Annotated in this window: 14 protein-coding genes; 9 read left to right on the top strand and 5 right to left on the bottom strand. The window is 69.2% G+C overall.

Translation table 11 applies throughout. From position 1 onward, the window contains the following. Nucleotides 1-2 precede the first annotated feature (2 nt). The 3 genes from QSK36_RS24120 to QSK36_RS24110 all read right to left on the bottom strand — a co-directional run bounded on the left by QSK36_RS24120 (nt 3) and on the right by QSK36_RS24110 (nt 3,631). A complete protein-coding gene (locus QSK36_RS24120) occupies nt 3-1,352 on the bottom strand; it encodes an MFS transporter (RefSeq protein WP_285783951.1) in 1,350 nt (449 codons plus the stop codon). A gap of 291 nt (nt 1,353-1,643) precedes the next feature. After that, on the bottom strand, nt 1,644-3,083 hold the full coding sequence (locus tag QSK36_RS24115) for an MFS transporter (RefSeq protein ID WP_183535255.1): 1,440 nt from the start codon (nt 3,081-3,083) through the stop codon (nt 1,644-1,646). Nucleotides 3,084-3,187: 104 nt separating this feature from the next. After that, nucleotides 3,188-3,631 carry an ATP-binding protein gene (locus tag QSK36_RS24110; RefSeq protein WP_183535257.1) on the bottom strand — a complete coding sequence of 148 codons (444 nt, stop codon included), beginning with the start codon at nt 3,629-3,631 and terminating at the stop codon, nt 3,188-3,190. Between the two features lie 151 nt (nt 3,632-3,782). On the opposite strand from QSK36_RS24110, the gene QSK36_RS24105 reads away from it, so the two are divergent. From QSK36_RS24105 to QSK36_RS24085, 5 genes are all read left to right on the top strand, one after another. After that, a complete protein-coding gene (locus tag QSK36_RS24105) occupies nt 3,783-4,634 on the top strand; it encodes a helix-turn-helix domain-containing protein (protein WP_139575791.1) in 852 nt (283 codons plus the stop codon). Continuing rightward, nucleotides 4,631-4,852 carry a DUF397 domain-containing protein gene (locus QSK36_RS24100; protein ID WP_139575792.1) on the top strand — a complete coding sequence of 74 codons (222 nt, stop codon included), beginning with the start codon at nt 4,631-4,633 and terminating at the stop codon, nt 4,850-4,852. Before QSK36_RS24105 ends, QSK36_RS24100 begins: the two co-directional genes overlap by 4 nt. Before the next feature lie 131 nt (nt 4,853-4,983). Next, the gene (locus QSK36_RS24095) at nt 4,984-5,130 is read left to right on the top strand and encodes a hypothetical protein (RefSeq protein WP_159454895.1); all 147 of its coding nucleotides are present in this window, start codon (nt 4,984-4,986) and stop codon (nt 5,128-5,130) included. Between the two features lie 12 nt (nt 5,131-5,142). Continuing rightward, nucleotides 5,143-5,370: a DUF6158 family protein gene (locus QSK36_RS24090; RefSeq protein ID WP_117408774.1), complete on the top strand. Its 228-nt coding sequence runs from the start codon at nt 5,143-5,145 to the stop codon at nt 5,368-5,370. Then, nucleotides 5,363-5,608 (top strand): helix-turn-helix domain-containing protein, encoded by a 246-nt coding sequence (locus QSK36_RS24085; protein WP_183535259.1) that lies wholly within the window; start codon nt 5,363-5,365, stop codon nt 5,606-5,608. Before QSK36_RS24090 ends, QSK36_RS24085 begins: the two co-directional genes overlap by 8 nt. 189 nt (nt 5,609-5,797) lie before the next feature. Here QSK36_RS24085 and QSK36_RS24080 read toward each other — a convergent pair whose 3' ends face one another. Further along, a complete protein-coding gene (locus QSK36_RS24080; protein WP_285783950.1) occupies nt 5,798-6,169 on the bottom strand; it encodes a DUF8711 family protein in 372 nt (123 codons plus the stop codon). Between the two features lie 130 nt (nt 6,170-6,299). On the opposite strand from QSK36_RS24080, the gene QSK36_RS24075 reads away from it, so the two are divergent. Beyond that, the gene (locus tag QSK36_RS24075) at nt 6,300-7,292 is read left to right on the top strand and encodes a LacI family DNA-binding transcriptional regulator (protein WP_285783949.1); all 993 of its coding nucleotides are present in this window, start codon (nt 6,300-6,302) and stop codon (nt 7,290-7,292) included. An 81-nt stretch (nt 7,293-7,373) separates the two neighbouring features. Here QSK36_RS24075 and QSK36_RS24070 read toward each other — a convergent pair whose 3' ends face one another. Continuing rightward, entirely contained in the window at nt 7,374-10,208 is a 2,835-nt protein-coding gene (locus QSK36_RS24070) for a discoidin domain-containing protein (protein WP_285783948.1), read from the bottom strand. 356 nt (nt 10,209-10,564) lie between these two features. On the opposite strand from QSK36_RS24070, the gene QSK36_RS24065 reads away from it, so the two are divergent. The 3 genes from QSK36_RS24065 to QSK36_RS24055 all read left to right on the top strand — a co-directional run bounded on the left by QSK36_RS24065 (nt 10,565) and on the right by QSK36_RS24055 (nt 14,671). Beyond that, on the top strand, nt 10,565-11,575 hold the full coding sequence (locus QSK36_RS24065; protein WP_142563215.1) for a LacI family DNA-binding transcriptional regulator: 1,011 nt from the start codon (nt 10,565-10,567) through the stop codon (nt 11,573-11,575). Nucleotides 11,576-12,268: 693 nt separating this feature from the next. Then, the gene (locus QSK36_RS24060) at nt 12,269-13,648 is read left to right on the top strand and encodes an extracellular solute-binding protein (RefSeq protein ID WP_285783947.1); all 1,380 of its coding nucleotides are present in this window, start codon (nt 12,269-12,271) and stop codon (nt 13,646-13,648) included. Nucleotides 13,649-13,747: 99 nt separating this feature from the next. Beyond that, entirely contained in the window at nt 13,748-14,671 is a 924-nt protein-coding gene (locus QSK36_RS24055; protein WP_183535265.1) for a carbohydrate ABC transporter permease, read from the top strand. The last annotated feature ends 5 nt before the right edge of the window (nt 14,672-14,676 follow it).

Here is a 14,676-nt window from a genome sequence, read left to right as displayed (position 1 = left end):
CCTCAGGCCGCGTTCAGTGCCGTCGCCGCCTCGACACCGGTGCGGACGCGCCGCACGTGGCCGTGCAGGAACAGCAGCACGACGGCCGAGAGGACGAGCGGCAGCGCGAACAGCGCGAAGGTCAGGCGCGGTGCCACCCCGGCGTCGAAGAAGGCGCCGCCGAGGGTCGGGGCGATGATGCCGCCGATGCGCCCCACTCCCATGACCAGTCCGTAGCCGGTCGAGCGGACCTTCTCCGGGTAGAGCAGAGGCACGGCGGCGTAGAAACCTGTCGTCGAGGCGCTCAGGAAGAACGAGGTGACGGCGATGGCGAGGAAAGGAAGCGTCTGAACGGTCGCCGCCTGGCCGAAGACGACAAGGAAGACACCGCTCAGGACGATGACGATCGCGGTCATCCGGTAGATGCCACGCCGGGCGATGACGGCGCCGAAGAGGAGGACGCCGATCACTCCTCCGACGCCGTACCACGACATGGTGTCCGCGGCCACGCCGCGGTCGTGCGTGACGTCGGCCATGTACTTGGCGGCCCAGTTCGTCGTGAAGTAGAAGCCGACCATGAAGAGGAAGTAGGCGAGGCCCGCCAGCATCGTGTTGCGCAGGAGCTTGCCCCTGAAGACCTCGGCGAACGGGGCCTTCGTCCTGGTGAGGCTCTCCTCCTGGGGGAGGGCGCTCACGGACTCGAGACCCATGCGACCGAGGAGCCTGTTGAAGCGCTCGACCGCGCCGCGCTTGCGGGAGGAGGCGATGTAGGCGAGGGACTCGGGCATCAGCAGGTGCACGAGGACGATGCTGAGGAGCGCGCCTCCCGAACCGATGCCGAAGGCGAAACGCCACCCATGCTCGTGCAGCGTCGGGCCGATGAAGGTCGAGCCGAGGAACGTTCCGATCGGGATGCCGGCGGCATACCCGGTCATGACGATCGGGTAGACGCGGGCGTTGACGTATTCGGAGAAGAGGACCGCCACGACGGCGATGAGGGTGCCGATCCCCGCGCCCGTCACGATGCGGCCGAGGGCGAGGAACGCGACGCCGTCGGCGAAGGTGGAGATCGCCATGCCGATCGCCACGATGTAGGCCCCGAGAAGGCCGGTGGCCCGGCGGCCGATCCTGTCGCCGAGCGGTGCGAGCGCGACCGCTCCGATGAACAGACCGACCAGGGCGCCCGACATCGCCATGCCGAGCTCCTTGGAGGTGATCCCGAAGTCGTCGGCGATGTAGGGCGACGCGAACGACGTCAACGAGATGTCATACCCGTCCATCAGGACGAGGAAGAGACCGGTGGCCACCACCCACCATTGCATCGCCGACATCTTCCTGGTCTTCAGGGTGTCGAAGACTCCTACCGCTGCCATTTCCCTTCTCCTCCCTGAGATGGGATCGGGTGCCGCTTGAGGGCACCCCGGGGGGAGCACTCTAGAATTCGAGATCTAGAATGGTGATTCTGGGCGGAACAGTAACGAACGGCACAAGTGGCGTCAATGGGTTGTGAGGCCGGGCGGGTGAGCCTACCCCGCACCCTGAGGCCGGGTTCGAACCCGGCATCGACGGCGGTTACCGGGCAGGCCGGGAGAGGGGAACAACCACCCCGGAACGCGCACAGGCACCTGCCGGGGACAGGTGCCTGTGCCGAAGACTTGGCGCGATCAGACCATCTGGTGCTGCTCGGCGCTGAGTGGTGCGGCGATGTCCTCCAGCGAACGCCGGGCCGCCTCCACGCCCATGAACCACTGCACCAGCCCGGCCGCCATCATCAGGACGGCGCCGATGACGTAGCCGACCACGACGTTGCCGACGACCCCGCTCTCCACCAGGCGGCCGAACAGCACGGGCCCGATGATGCCGCCGAGCCCGGTGCCGACGGCGTAGAACAGCGCGATCGCCAGGGCCCTCGTCTCCATCGGGAAGATCTCCGAGACCGTCAGGTAGGCGCTGCTCGCCCCCGCGGAGGCGAAGAAGAAGACCACCATCCAGCAGGCCGTGAGGGTCACCGGGGTCAGCACGTGTGCGTTGAACAGCACGGCGGTGCCCAGCAGGAGCAGGCCCGACAGCACGTAGCTGCCCGCGATCATCGTCCGGCGGCCGACCGTGTCGAAGAACCGGCCGAGCAGGACCGGGCCGAGGAAGTTCCCGATCGCGATCGGGACGAGATACCACGGCGTGCTGCCGTCCGGCACCTTGAAGAACTTCGACAGCACCAGCGCGTACGTGAAGAAGATCGAGTTGTACAGGAACGCCTGACCGATGAACAGCGACAGGCCGACGGTCGTGCGCTTGGGATAGCGGCGCAGCAGCGTGGCCGCCACCTCCGACAGCGGGGTGTGCGTCCGCTGGTTGATCCTGATCTCCCCGTGCGCCCGTTCGAGCGTCTTGCCGCTCTCCTCGCGGACCTTCGTCTCGATCTCCCGCACGATCTCCTCGGCCTCTTCTCCGCGGCCGTGGATGAACAGCCAGCGCGGGCTCTCCGGGACGGTCCTGCGGACCAGCAGGATCGCCACGCCGAGGACGGCGCCCAGGCCGAACAGCAGGCGCCAGCCGAGACCGGCCGGCAGCAGGCTCGTGTCGAGGGCCGGGATCGCGATGAGCGCGCCGAGCGCGGTGCCGAGCCAGAAGGAGCCGTTCACCACCAGGTCGACCGTGCCGCGTACGCGGGCCGGGATGAGCTCGTCGATCGCCGAGTTGATCGCGGCGTACTCGCCTCCGATGCCGGCGCCGGTGAAGAACCGGCACAGGTAGAAGTACCAGGCGTCGTGCGAGAACGCCGTGGCCACGGTGGCGGCCAGGTAGAGGGCGAGCGTCACCAGGAAGAGCTTCTTGCGCCCGAACCGGTCCGTCAGGTGGCCGAAGAAGAGAGCGCCAAGGCAGGCTCCCGCGACGTACACGCCGGCGGCGATCCCGACCTCGCTGTCGGTGAGTCCCAGCCCGCTGCTCGGATCCGTGATCCGGGGGCCGATGACCCCGACGATGGTCACTTCGAGCCCGTCGAGGATCCAGACGGTGCCGAGTCCGATGAGCACCAGCCAGTGCCAACGGGCCCAGGGGAGCCGATCCAGCCGCGCGGGAATGTCGGTGCTTATTTGCGCCATATCGTCCCCTTCTCCGGAAGATATGGCGCCCGTCTACCCCGGATCCGGCCAGAAATTCGTTCTGCTTCTCACCGGTCTCGGCCCGTGGCGGTGCGGACCGGCGTTCAGGCCGTCCTCGTGCTCTCGCTTTCGACGCCCCTGGGCGGCGGTACGGCGGCGTCGTGCCCGAGCTCGAACCACACGCAGACCCCGGTGCGGCTCGCCGACACGCCCCACCGGCGGGTGAACAGGTCCACGAGGTGGACGCCGCGGCCCGGCGTCAGCTCGGGAGACGTCCAGCACCCGCAGCCCTGTGTCGACAACGTGACGCGTACCGCGGCGGGCGTGGCCAGGACCGACACGCCGTATCCCGGCGGGCGGCCGCAGGAGGCGGCGTGCCGGAGCGACTCGGCGACCAGCTCGCCGATCAGTTGCACGGCGTCGTCGCGGCAGGGGTGGCCGTCGCCGAGCCGGCTCGCCACGAACCGCCGGGCGGCCCGCACCTGGGACGGGTCTCCCGAGAAGGGGCGTGAGATCGCGATTCTCCCCGAGAGGTTGAGAATTGTCATCCCGTGATAACTCCCTGTGCACCCGCCTGCGGATGGCGATTCGAGGTCCGTGCAAGACTTCGTTCATCCTGCACTTTGCAAAACGGCTACGCAATATGGCGAATGCACGATTGCATAGTTTCCTTTTGCGGCGAAAGGGAGAGTTCGGTTCATGAGGGGAGTGGGCGGCCCTACAGTCCGGCTCCGCCGGCTTTCCGGTGAGCTGACGCGTCTGCGGCGAGAGGCCGGGTTCGTCCGCGAGGAGGTCGCGCGACGGCTCGGTGTGGCGGTCTCCACCGTCTACCGGATCGAGGCGGGCCACACCCGCCCGCACACCCGGACCATCCGCGACCTGCTCGACCTCTACGGCGTCGAGGGCTCGGAACGGGACGCGCTGATCGCGCTGGCCAGGGACGCCGCACGGCGGGGATGGTGGCGCGCCTACGACGACGTCCTGCCCGGGCCGTACGTCGGGCTGGAGGCCGAGGCGTCGTCGGTGCGCAACTACGAGCCGCTGCTGGTCCCCGGGCTGCTGCAGACGGAGGACTACGCCCGCGCGGTCATCGGCGCCGCCCTGGTCAAGGACCCGGCGGAGATCGAGCGCCGGGCGGCCGCCCGGATGGAGCGCCAGCGGCGCCTGACCGGGCCCGCCCCACTGGAGCTGTGGGCCGTCCTCGACGAGGCGGCGCTGCGCCGGCCCGTGGGCGGCCCGCCCGTGATGGCCGAGCAGCTGCGCAGGCTGCGGGAGATGGCCGTCCAGCCGAACGTCACCGTGCAGGTGCTGCCGTTCGACGCGGGCGCCTACCTCGGCATGGGCAACTCGACGGCGATCCTGGCCTTCCCCGATCCCGGCGACGCCGACGTGGTGCTGCTGGAGAACATGAGCGGCGAGCTCTACCTGGAGGATCCGGCGGAGATCCGCGGATACGTCCAGGTCTTCGATCATCTTCGTGCCGCCGCGCTCGGCCCGGAGAAGTCCATGGAAATGATCATTTCGGTCGAGAAGGAGATGGCGGGACGATGAGGGGACTTGTACCGGCGGACGACCTGGCCTGCGCGATCTGGCGTAAGGCGGCGCGCTCGAACACCGTCGGCAACCAGTGTGTGGAGGTCGCGCGCCTGCGCGACGGCGTCGCCGTGCGCGACTCGAAGGATCCCCAGGGGCCGCGGCTGATGTTCACCCCCGGCGAGTGGGAGGCGTTCGTCGAAGGGGTCAAGGGAGGGGAGTTCGACCTGTCCTGAGACCTCCCGTCCCCGTATGGCCCGTCCCCGTCGCGCATCGTCGCGACGGGGACGGGCCGTACGGCATTCCGGGGGCGGTCCGGTGCGGCCCGTCCGGAATGGCGGGCGCTCCACCGGGCAGGAGACCTGGCATGCGAAGGGAAGACGACCGATACATCGATACCGAGGACGAGCCGGATATCGCCGGCGAGTGGACCCCGTCCGCCACCGATCCGCCGAACGCGGAGCCGGACGACAAGAACCCCGACGAACGCTGGGACAAGCCGACAGAGGTGTGAGGGAGGACCGCCATGACCATGGGAGTCGACCCGCGGGACCTGGGCGACGAGGACCTGCTCCGCGAGTTGCGCCACCTGCACGAGACCCGCTCGGAGACGTTCTTCCACGGATCGGACGACGCGCTGGAGCGCCACACCTCGCGGACTCAGGAGCTGGAAGGCGAGTACCTCGAACGCTACCCGGACCGGCAGGTCGATCCGGAGCGGCTGCGTGAGGGGGCGAGACAGCGCAGTGCCTGACGAGGAGAGCCTGGAAGACGTCCAGGAGATGACGGCGGCGGACATGACGGTCTACGAGGCCGTCGCCGCCCTGAACACGAAGGAACGGCCCGCGACCGCCGCCGAGGTCGCCGCGATGACCGGTCTTCCGGAGGACGACGTACGGCGGTGCCTCGACAGCCTGGCCGAGGGCGGCAGGCTGGTGCCCAAGGGGGACGCCTACACCCTCGGCGCCCACGACTGGGGCCTCGAATACTGACGGCGCGGCGGTTTCGCGCTCACGGGCGGGCGGGTGCTCCGGCCGGCCGTGACAGGCGCGGTCCGGTGAGCCTCGGGAGCGGCCATCGCGGGCGCGGTGGTACCTGGCACGGTCTTACGCCGGCCTCCACACCCGCCCGCCCCCGGCACTGCGCGCCGGCGGCGAGGCGGGCCGTGAGGCCGGGGGAGGTCAGGAGCAGGCGGAGGCGAGCTGCTGCGTCGCCTGGGTGGCCTTCTGTCCGAACTCGGCGAGCTTGGTCGCGGCGGCCGGGTCCGAGAGGTCGATCTTGAAGGCCGCCCACGAGTCGGCCATGCCGGCGAGCGCCACCTTCAGGTCGCCGTCCGCCTTGCCGGACAGGTCCTTGAGCTGCGCGGCCAGGTCGCCGGTCGCGGTGTTGATGCCCTTGATGTCGCCGGCCGCGGCGGCGGCCTTGGAGCTGTAGTCGGTGAACGCCTTGGTCGCCTCTTCGCAGACGGCCGTCTGGCTCCCGCTGCAGGCGGCGGTCAGACCGAGAAGGGCGGACGCCGCGACGACGGCGAGGCTGTTCCTGAGGATGTTCATGATGCCTTCCTGGGAGATCTGCAACGTGGCAGACACTAGGAATGGCCTCTTTCACGGTGCTTTCAGCCCGCTTGCAACCGTGTCGTCGAAGATCCTTGGCCCGGCCGCTCCGCGTCGTATGCTTGCCGCCATGACGCGACGGCTTGCGGAGGTTGCGAAGAAGGTCGGGGTCAGCGAGGCCACGGTGAGTCGCGTCCTCAACGGCAAGGCCGGGGTCTCCGAGGCCACCCGGGAGGCCGTGCTGACGGCTCTCGACGTGCTCGGCTACGAGCGGCCCACACAGCTGCGCGGCGAGCGCGCCCGCCTGGTCGGTCTCGTCCTGCCCGAGCTGCAAAACCCCATCTTCCCGGCGTTCGCCGAGGTCGTCGGCGGGGCGCTGGCCCAGCAGGGGTTCACCCCCGTCCTGTGCACGCGTACGGTCGGCGGGATCTCCGAGGCCGACTACTTGGACCTGTTGTTGCAGCAGCAGGTGTCCGGTGTGGTCTTCGCCGGGGGGCTCTACACGCAGACCGGCGTCGTCCACGAGCACTACCTGCGGCTGGTCGAGCGGCGGCTGCCCACCGTGCTGGTCAACGCGGCCGCCGATCACTGGGACTTCCCCCGCGTCTCCTGCGACGACACGATCGCGGTGGAGCAGGCGCTGGGCCACCTGCGGGCGCTGGGCCACCAGCGGATCGGCCTCGTCGTCGGCCCCGCCGACCACATGCCGTCCATACGGAAACTGGAGGCGTTCCGGGCCGCGGGCGGCGAGCTGGTCGAGCACACGATGCACTCGCTGGAGGGCGGCCACGCGGCGGCGCTGAAGCTCGTGCGGCAGGACGTCACCGGGATCATCTGCGGCAGCGACCCGCTGGCTCTCGGGGCCATCCGCGCGGCGCGGCGGGCCGGCAGACGCGTGCCCCAGGACGTGTCCGTCGTCGGATACGACGATTCCGCGCTCATGACGTGCGTGGACCCGCCGCTGACGACGGTGCGTCAGCCGATCGAGGCGATGGGCCGGGCCGCGGTGGAGCTGCTGGTCAGCCAGATCGAGGGCGCCGCGGTCGCGACGGGCGAGCTGTTGTTCGAGCCGGAGCTGGTCGTCCGCTCCTCCACCGGCCGCGTCGGCGTCCCCGTCACCTGACGGCCCGCTGAGGGGGTCATGCTGTGTGGAGGAGCCCGGAGGAGGAGGCGTCCACTCCTCCTCCGGGCGTCCCGTTCCGGGTTACGAGGCGTACGCCTCGAACTCGGAGATCTGGGCGGCCGGCCAGCCGGTGTTACCGGTGACGTTCAGCCGCAGGTAGCGCCGGGCGGCGGCGGGCACGGCGACGGTGACGGTGTTGCCGGTCGCCGGGTCGAACGTGTAGCCCGCAGGTCCGGCGATCGTGGTGTAGTTCGTGCCGTCCGTGCTGCCGAGGACCGACAGCGTCTGGGTGCGGGCGCCCCAGGCGGTGCTCGGCGGCAGCTTGAGCACCACCCTGCCGACTGTGACGGACGCGCCGAGGTCCACGGTCAGCGTCTGCGGGAAGGCGTTGTTGGCCGACTCCCAGTAGGTGTTCGCGTCGCCGTCCACGGTGTTGGCCGGGGCGTACGTCTGGGTGCTGCTCGTCGCCGTGACGGCCTTGCCCCGGGCGAGGTTCCCCGTGGGCGGCGGGCTGGGGGAGACGCTGGGTGACGGGCTGGGGGTGCCGCCGGTGCCGTACACCTCGAAGGCCGACAGCTGCCCGGCGGGCCAGCCGGTGTTGCCGGTGACCGTCACCCGGACGTGGCGGACGCTCGCGCTGGTGAAGGAGATGCTCGCCGTGTTCCCGGTGGCCGGGTCGAACGTCCGGCCCGCCGAGGAGGACAAGGTGGTGTAGTTCGTCCCGTCCGTGCTGCCGAGGACCGTCAGCGTCTGGGTGCGGGTGACCCAGGCCGCGCTGGGCGGCAGCTTGAGCACCACCCGCTGGACCGGGGTCACCGCGCACAGATCCACGGTGATCGACTGCGGGAAGGCGTTGTTGGCCGACTCCCAGTAGGTGTTCGCGTCGCCGTCCACGGTGTTGGCCGCGACGTACGACTGGGTGCTGCTCGTCGCCGTGACCGTCTTGCCCCGGGCGAGGTCGCCGCTGCCGGGAGCGCACGCCGTCGGGCTGGGCGAGGGTGAGGGGGAGGGGGAGGGGGACGGCGAGGTGGACGGCGACGGGCTCGGGCTGGGGCCGCTGCCGTCGTAGATGTAGTTCGGCGCGGGCCACTGGCCGGTGCAGACGGTGGAGTCCGGGCTCCAGCCGGAGTTGCCCGTGCCGTACGCGGGGGCGAATCCGGTGCCGACGCAGTTGTGGATCGCGACGCCCGCGCCGATGTGGGCCGCCCGGACGTTGCTGAAGCTCGCCTTCGCCGCCGCCTGCGCCTGGATCATGTACGTCCCGGTGCCGTCGATGTTCACGTTCGAGAAGTTGACGGTCTGGGTGCTGCCCTCGATGAACTGGATGGCCTCGTAGGAGCTGTCGATGACGTCGGCGTCGGTCACGTCGATGGTCGCGTTGATCGGCTCGTTGAGGCCGTCGAACCAGATCGCGCCGACGCCGAAGTTCCAGTTGTAGTCGCTGTTGCCGGCCCGGATGAGGGTGTTGCGGGCGACGGTGATCGTGCCGGCGACCGCCGTGCCCTGGCCCGAGTTCACCCCCGGATAGCGGTTGGCGACGTGGATGCCGCCGCCGTTGGTGACCGTGTCGCTCACCACGTTGTCGGCGATCTTTATGTCCCGGCCGCCGTACGTCACGATGTTGTTGGCCAGGACCGGCGCGACCACGGTGTTGAACGTGAACGCGTTGTTCACGTTGGCCATCCGGTCGGGCCACATCGCCAGGCCGTCGTCACCGCTGTTGCGGACGAAGGTGTTGGTCACCGTGGAGTTGGTGACACCGGTGTGGAAGTTCACGCCGTCGGCCGTCTGGTCGAGGATGCGGCTGTTCTTCATCGTGAAGTTGTCCATCGGGCCGTCCATCCAGGCCCCGACCTTGGTGTGCTGGAGCCACACGTTGTCGACCACCGAATCGGTCATCGCGCCCCCGAGGGCGTTGACCTGGTCGTCGTCCACCCGCTCGGCGATGTCGCCGATGATCGCGAAGTCCCGCAGGGTGACGTTGCGGCTCGGCCCGCCCGCCTCGTGCGGCCGGATCCCGCCGGTGTAGCCGCCGCCGCTGACGTACTTGCCGTAGACGCCGACGGCCCGGTTGCGCTGGGTGGGATGGCGGCCGGTGAGCACGCTGTACCAGGGCCCGGCGCCGCGCAGCGTGACCCCGTCCACGACCACGTGGTCCCATAGGGTGTACATCCCGGCCGGGATGTAGACCTCCTTGCCCTGGGCCTTCCCGGCGTCGACGGCGGCCTGGAAGGCGGCCGTCGAGTCGCTCGTGCCGTCGCGGTCGGCGCCGAAGTCGTCGACCGACAGCGACCCGGCGGGCCGGGGGATCGCGTCCGGCACGAGCTCGAAGTCGGCGAGGTCCACGACGACCCACGGCGCGACCGAGGTGGAGGCCACCTGGATCCTGACCTTCGTCCCCGCCGCCAGGGTGGACCCGAACATCGTCCGGGTCTCGTCGTAGAAGTGGTGCGGCTTGTCGCCGGGCGTGTTGCCGAACGGATAGCCGCCGTAGAACCAGCCGTACCGGGAGGTGAACTGCAGGTCCTTGAGCTTGGTCCCGTTGATCCTCAGATCGACCGGTGCCGTGATGCCCGTTCCGGCCGCGTTGTCCGGCACGCTGTAGCGCACGGTCATGGCGTTGGCGGGCTTGGGCAGGGTGAACTCGACGTACTCTCCCGGCGCGTCGAGGCGTACGGCCCGGCGGCCCGACGCCTCGGACGGCAGGTGGGTGTAGACGCGGTCCGGGCCGATCTGCTCGCCGTTGGTCGCGGCGGCCTCGGCCTCGATCTCCGTGAACGGCACGGTCGCGCCTCTCCCCGGGACGGAGAAGGGCGACGGCGAGGTCGCGGCCGACGACGTGCCGGGGAACGCCACCACACTCCCCACAGCGATCAGCGCCCCAGCCACCGCGACGGCGGCTCCGGATCTTCTCATGAGGTTCCTTTCTGCATGCGAGACCCGGGAGATGCGGCGTGGACGCTGAACCGCCACACCTCCGAAGAAGGTGAGTGGCCCACACGATAAGTTGGTGAACATCCTTCTGCAATATTGCGACGAGAAGTCGCAAGATGACATGCGGGTTACGACGACGCATAACCCCAGCCCCGAGCCCTCTGGACCGCTCCGCACATTGGCCGGAGGAGGAGCGGGGCCGCACCGTGCCGATCGCGATCGGCGCGGAGGGGCCGCCGGTCCCCGCTCCGGAGCGCGGTAGGGGCCTGACGTGCTGTTCGTGAGCGCATACGCAAGTGGATGAAAATGTTTGCGCTCGCTGTCGTATAGTTGCGTCCATGACACGACGGCTTGCGGAAGTGGCCAAGAAGGTGGGCGTGAGCGAGGCGACGGTGAGCCGCGTGCTCAACGGCAAGCCGGGGGTCTCCGACGCCACCAGAGAGGCGGTGCTCACCGCGCTCGACGTGCTGGGATACGAACGGCCCACCCAGTTGCGCGGCGACCGCGGCCGGCTCGTCGGCCTGGTCCTCCCGGAACTGCAGAACCCGATCTTCCCGGCGTTCGCCGAGGTCGTGGGAGGCGCGCTGGCCCAGCAGGGGTTCACGTCCGTGCTGTGCACCCGGACCGTGGGCGGCGTCTCCGAGTCCGACTACGTGGACCTGCTCCTCCAGCAGCACGTCTCCGGCATGGTCTTCGCCGGCGGCCTGTACGCCCAGGGAGACGCCTCCCACAGCCACTACCGCAGGGTCCTCGAACGCAAGCTGCCGACCGTGCTCGTCAACGCCGCGGTCGAGCATCTCGGGTTCCCACAGGTGTCGTGCGACGACGTCGCCGCGGCCGAGATCGCGCTCGCCCACCTCATGGCGCTCGGGCACCGCCAGGTCGCGATGCTGCTCGGCCCGCCCGACCACGTGCCGTCCCAGCGCAAGCTCGCCGCGTTCCGCGCGTACGCCGCGGCCAACGGCCTGGAGCTCGGCCCCGACCACGTCGAGCACACGATGTTCTCGCTGGAAGGCGGGCACGCCGCCGCCACACGCATGGTCGCCGCGGGCGTGACCGGCATCATCTGCGCCAGCGACGTGCTCGCCCTCGGTGCGATCAGGGCGGCCCGCCGGGCGGGGCTGTCGGTGCCCGAGGACGTCTCCGTCATCGGCTATGACGACTCGGCGCTGATGAACTGCGTGGACCCGCCGCTGACCACGGTCCGCCAGCCCATCGACGCGATGGGCAGGGCGGCCGTCGAGCTGCTGGTGGCCCAGATCGACGCGGCCGTGGTGCCGGGAGACGAGCTATTGTTCGAGCCCGAGCTGGTCGTACGTGCCTCGACCGCCCCCGCCCCCCGCTCCTAGTGTGCTGGCCGGTCACCGTCACAGACCTCGGCCGGCTGGGCAGCGTCATGGACCTTGGGCAACATGAACCCTGGCCGGGCTGGGCGGCGTCGCGAACCTGGGGCAAGTCGGTCACTGCGCCGGAAGGAAACTCCGGTCCTCGCGAAGCCCGCTCCGCTCCACCCACGAAAATTCCTCGCAAGCTCGGAATTTCCGCGGGGCCCGGTCTGGGCCTTCGCTGCGGTCCTCGCTCCCTTCCGCTCCGCTCCCTCCACGCCGGTGATCGTCGTTGGACAGCGGACCATGTCGCCTGCCCCGTCGATCAGCGCGCGGAGCGCCGGGGGCGGGCGGGTGCGGAGGCCGGCGTAAGACCGTGCCCTGTACCACCGCGCCCGCGATGGCCGCTCCCGAGGCTCACCGGACCGCGACTATCACGGCCGGCCGGAGCACCCGCCCGCCCTTGAGCGCGTCCCTGCTCCTCCAGGCCGTCCCACATCCCTGCTCCCCACGCCACCGTTCGAGTCCTGTGCACAGCGATGGCATGCCAGCAACAGACCGATCACTGTCACTTTTTTGCAGAGTTAATGACGAACTATTGCTCAGTCCTGCATGCCTCTGTATGTTTCTCGCAACCGAGCGGATCGGGGCGCTCCAGTCGGCCCCGAGCCGTGTGCTTCGACGGGTCGTGGTGCGCGGTTCCAGAAGGGAACGAGGATGAAATCCCACAAGCTCTCGATACTGCTGGTCTCGGGACTTGCCATTGCAGCGGCCGCGGCGTGCGGCACCGACGACAGCGGTAACGGCGGCGACAAGGCCGGCGCGGCGCCCGGCAGCGCCGGGCCGGTGTCGATCTCGGTCAACTGCGAGCCGCCGAAGACGAACAAGGCGGAGCGTGCGACCTTCGAGGAGGACCTGGCGGCCTTCCAGAAGCTGAACCCCACCATCAAGGTCTCGAAGGTCACCGACGCGTTCCCCTGCTACGACCCGCGCACCTTCGAGCCCAAGCTGGCCAGCGGCGAGCTGGAGACGGTGTTCTACGTCAACTTCCCCAACGTGGGCCGCCTGATCGAGAGCGGCCAGGCCGCCGACCTCACGCCGTACGTCAACGAGATCAAGACGTTCGCGGACTACAACAGCTCGATCGACCTGTTTAAGAAGGACGGCAAGATCTACGGGCTGCCGACCGACGGCTACGGCATGGGCCTCGTCTACAACAAGGAGGTCTTCACCAAGGCCGGTCTCGACCCGAACAACCCGCCCAAGACGTGGGCCGACGTGCAGGCCGCGGCCAAGAAGATCGCGGGGCTCGGTCCCGGCTACGTCGGATACGGCGAGTACAGCGGCAACAACGTCGGCGGCTGGCACTTCACCGCCTCCATCTACGGCCGCGGCGGATCGGTCATCACCGACGACGGTAAGAAGGCCGCCTTCAACACCCCTGAGGGCAAGGCCGTGCTGGAGAACCTCCACCAGATGCGGTGGGTCGACAACAGCATGGGCTCCCAGCTCTACATCGACTGGCCGGCCCTGATGAAGGCCATGGCCGGCGGCAAGATGGGCATGATGCTGGGCGCGCCCGACGTGCTCATCTCGCTCCGCAACGACTTCGGCGGCAAGTTCGAGAACTACTCCATCACCGCCCAGCCCGAGGCCAAGGCCCTGTTCAACGGCGGCGCCGGCTACATGATCAACCCGAAGGCCACGCCCGAGCAGATCAAGGCCGGCCTCAAGTGGATCGAGTACAAGTTCCTCACTCCCGGCAAGGGACAGTTCGACTACGTGCGGGCCAAGGGCGCGAACCTCACCGTCGGCCAGCCGTACCCCGACCTGTACGGCGCGGACACGCCGTCCGGCCAGGCCGTTAACGACCTGCGCAAGGCGAACGCCAACATCGACGCCGCGCAGTTCGCCGGATGGGTGGAGGGCTCCAAGGGCATCCCGCCGAAGGCGGAGCCGGGGCCGTACGCCCAGGAGATCTACAAGATCCTCGACACTCCGATGTCGGCCGTGCTGACCCGCAAGGACGCGAACATCGACCAGCTCCTGTCCGACGCCGAGTCGAAGGTCAACTCCCTGCTGGCCTCGAAGGGCTGACCGCCCTGATAATCCGGGCCTAACCCGGGGCGCCGCCCGCGGTCGTGACCTTCGCGCGGCCGGCGCCCCGGCAATCACGTCGAGATCGGATTCACAACGATGACCACAGCGAGCATCCCGGCAGCGGGCGGCCGGCGGCGGCAGCCGACGAAACTGCGGCGCGCCGTGCGGCGCAACGTGACCGCCTACGGCTTCCTGTGCGGCGCTCTGATCTGTTTCGGGTTCTTCTCCTGGTATCCGATGATCCGGGAGGTCATCCTCAGCTTCCAGAAGACCAACTTCGTGGACCCGCCCAAATGGGTGGGGCTGGAGAACTTCCGCACCGTCGTCGACGACCCGGCCTTCGGACCGGCCTGGGTCAACACCGCGCTGTTCACGGTGCTCGCCCTGCTGTGCGGCTACGGGATCCCCTTCGTCACCGCGATCGTCCTGAACGAGCTACGGCACGCCCGCGCCTACCTGCGCTTCGTGGTCTACCTGCCGGTCATGCTGCCGCCCGCGGTGAGCGTCCTGCTGTTCCAGTGGTTCTACAACCCCGACTACGGGCTGTTCAACCAGGTCCTGGACCTGTTCCACCTGCCCGGCCTGCAGTGGCTCAACTCGACGAGCACCGCGCTGATCTCGCTGGTCATCGTCTCCACCTGGATGAACATGGGCAGCGGCACGCTGATCTACCTCGCCGCCCTGCAGACGATCCCGAGCGAGCTGTACGAGGCCGCGGAGCTCGACGGCGCCGGCCTGTTCAAGCGGATCCGGCACGTCACGATCCCGCAGACCAAGCTGATCCTGCTGGTGATGCTGCTGCTCCAGATCGTGGCGACCATGCAGGTCTTCATCGAGCCCTACCTGCTCACCGGCGGCGGCCCCGAGAACGCCACGGTCAGCGTCGTCTACCTCATGTACCAGTACGCCTTCAACTTCGGCAACCTCAACGCGGGCAACGCGCTCGGCCTGATGCTCATGATCGTGCTCATGGTGTTCTCCGCGATCTACCTGCGCGTCTCGCGCGACAACACGGTGTGAGGGGA

Origin of the sequence: Microbispora sp. NBRC 16548 (assembly GCF_030268985.1) — a bacterium.
In the GTDB taxonomy this organism is placed as follows: Bacteria; Actinomycetota; Actinomycetes; order Streptosporangiales; family Streptosporangiaceae; genus Microbispora; species Microbispora catharanthi.
This window is presented reverse-complemented; position numbering and strand designations above follow the sequence as displayed.

Coding starts and splice junctions, on each gene's coding strand:
- QSK36_RS24120 (WP_285783951.1), bottom strand. CDS start 1,352: ATGGCAGCGGTAGGAGTCTTCGACACCCTGAAGACCAGGAAGATGTCG.
- QSK36_RS24115 (WP_183535255.1), bottom strand. CDS start 3,083: ATGGCGCAAATAAGCACCGACATTCCCGCGCGGCTGGATCGGCTCCCC.
- QSK36_RS24110 (WP_183535257.1), bottom strand. CDS start 3,631: ATGACAATTCTCAACCTCTCGGGGAGAATCGCGATCTCACGCCCCTTC.
- QSK36_RS24105 (WP_139575791.1), top strand. CDS start 3,783: ATGAGGGGAGTGGGCGGCCCTACAGTCCGGCTCCGCCGGCTTTCCGGT.
- QSK36_RS24100 (WP_139575792.1), top strand. CDS start 4,631: ATGAGGGGACTTGTACCGGCGGACGACCTGGCCTGCGCGATCTGGCGT.
- QSK36_RS24095 (WP_159454895.1), top strand. CDS start 4,984: ATGCGAAGGGAAGACGACCGATACATCGATACCGAGGACGAGCCGGAT.
- QSK36_RS24090 (WP_117408774.1), top strand. CDS start 5,143: ATGACCATGGGAGTCGACCCGCGGGACCTGGGCGACGAGGACCTGCTC.
- QSK36_RS24080 (WP_285783950.1), bottom strand. CDS start 6,169: ATGAACATCCTCAGGAACAGCCTCGCCGTCGTCGCGGCGTCCGCCCTT.
- QSK36_RS24075 (WP_285783949.1), top strand. CDS start 6,300: ATGACGCGACGGCTTGCGGAGGTTGCGAAGAAGGTCGGGGTCAGCGAG.
- QSK36_RS24070 (WP_285783948.1), bottom strand. CDS start 10,208: ATGAGAAGATCCGGAGCCGCCGTCGCGGTGGCTGGGGCGCTGATCGCT.
- QSK36_RS24065 (WP_142563215.1), top strand. CDS start 10,565: ATGACACGACGGCTTGCGGAAGTGGCCAAGAAGGTGGGCGTGAGCGAG.
- QSK36_RS24060 (WP_285783947.1), top strand. CDS start 12,269: ATGAAATCCCACAAGCTCTCGATACTGCTGGTCTCGGGACTTGCCATT.
- QSK36_RS24055 (WP_183535265.1), top strand. CDS start 13,748: ATGACCACAGCGAGCATCCCGGCAGCGGGCGGCCGGCGGCGGCAGCCG.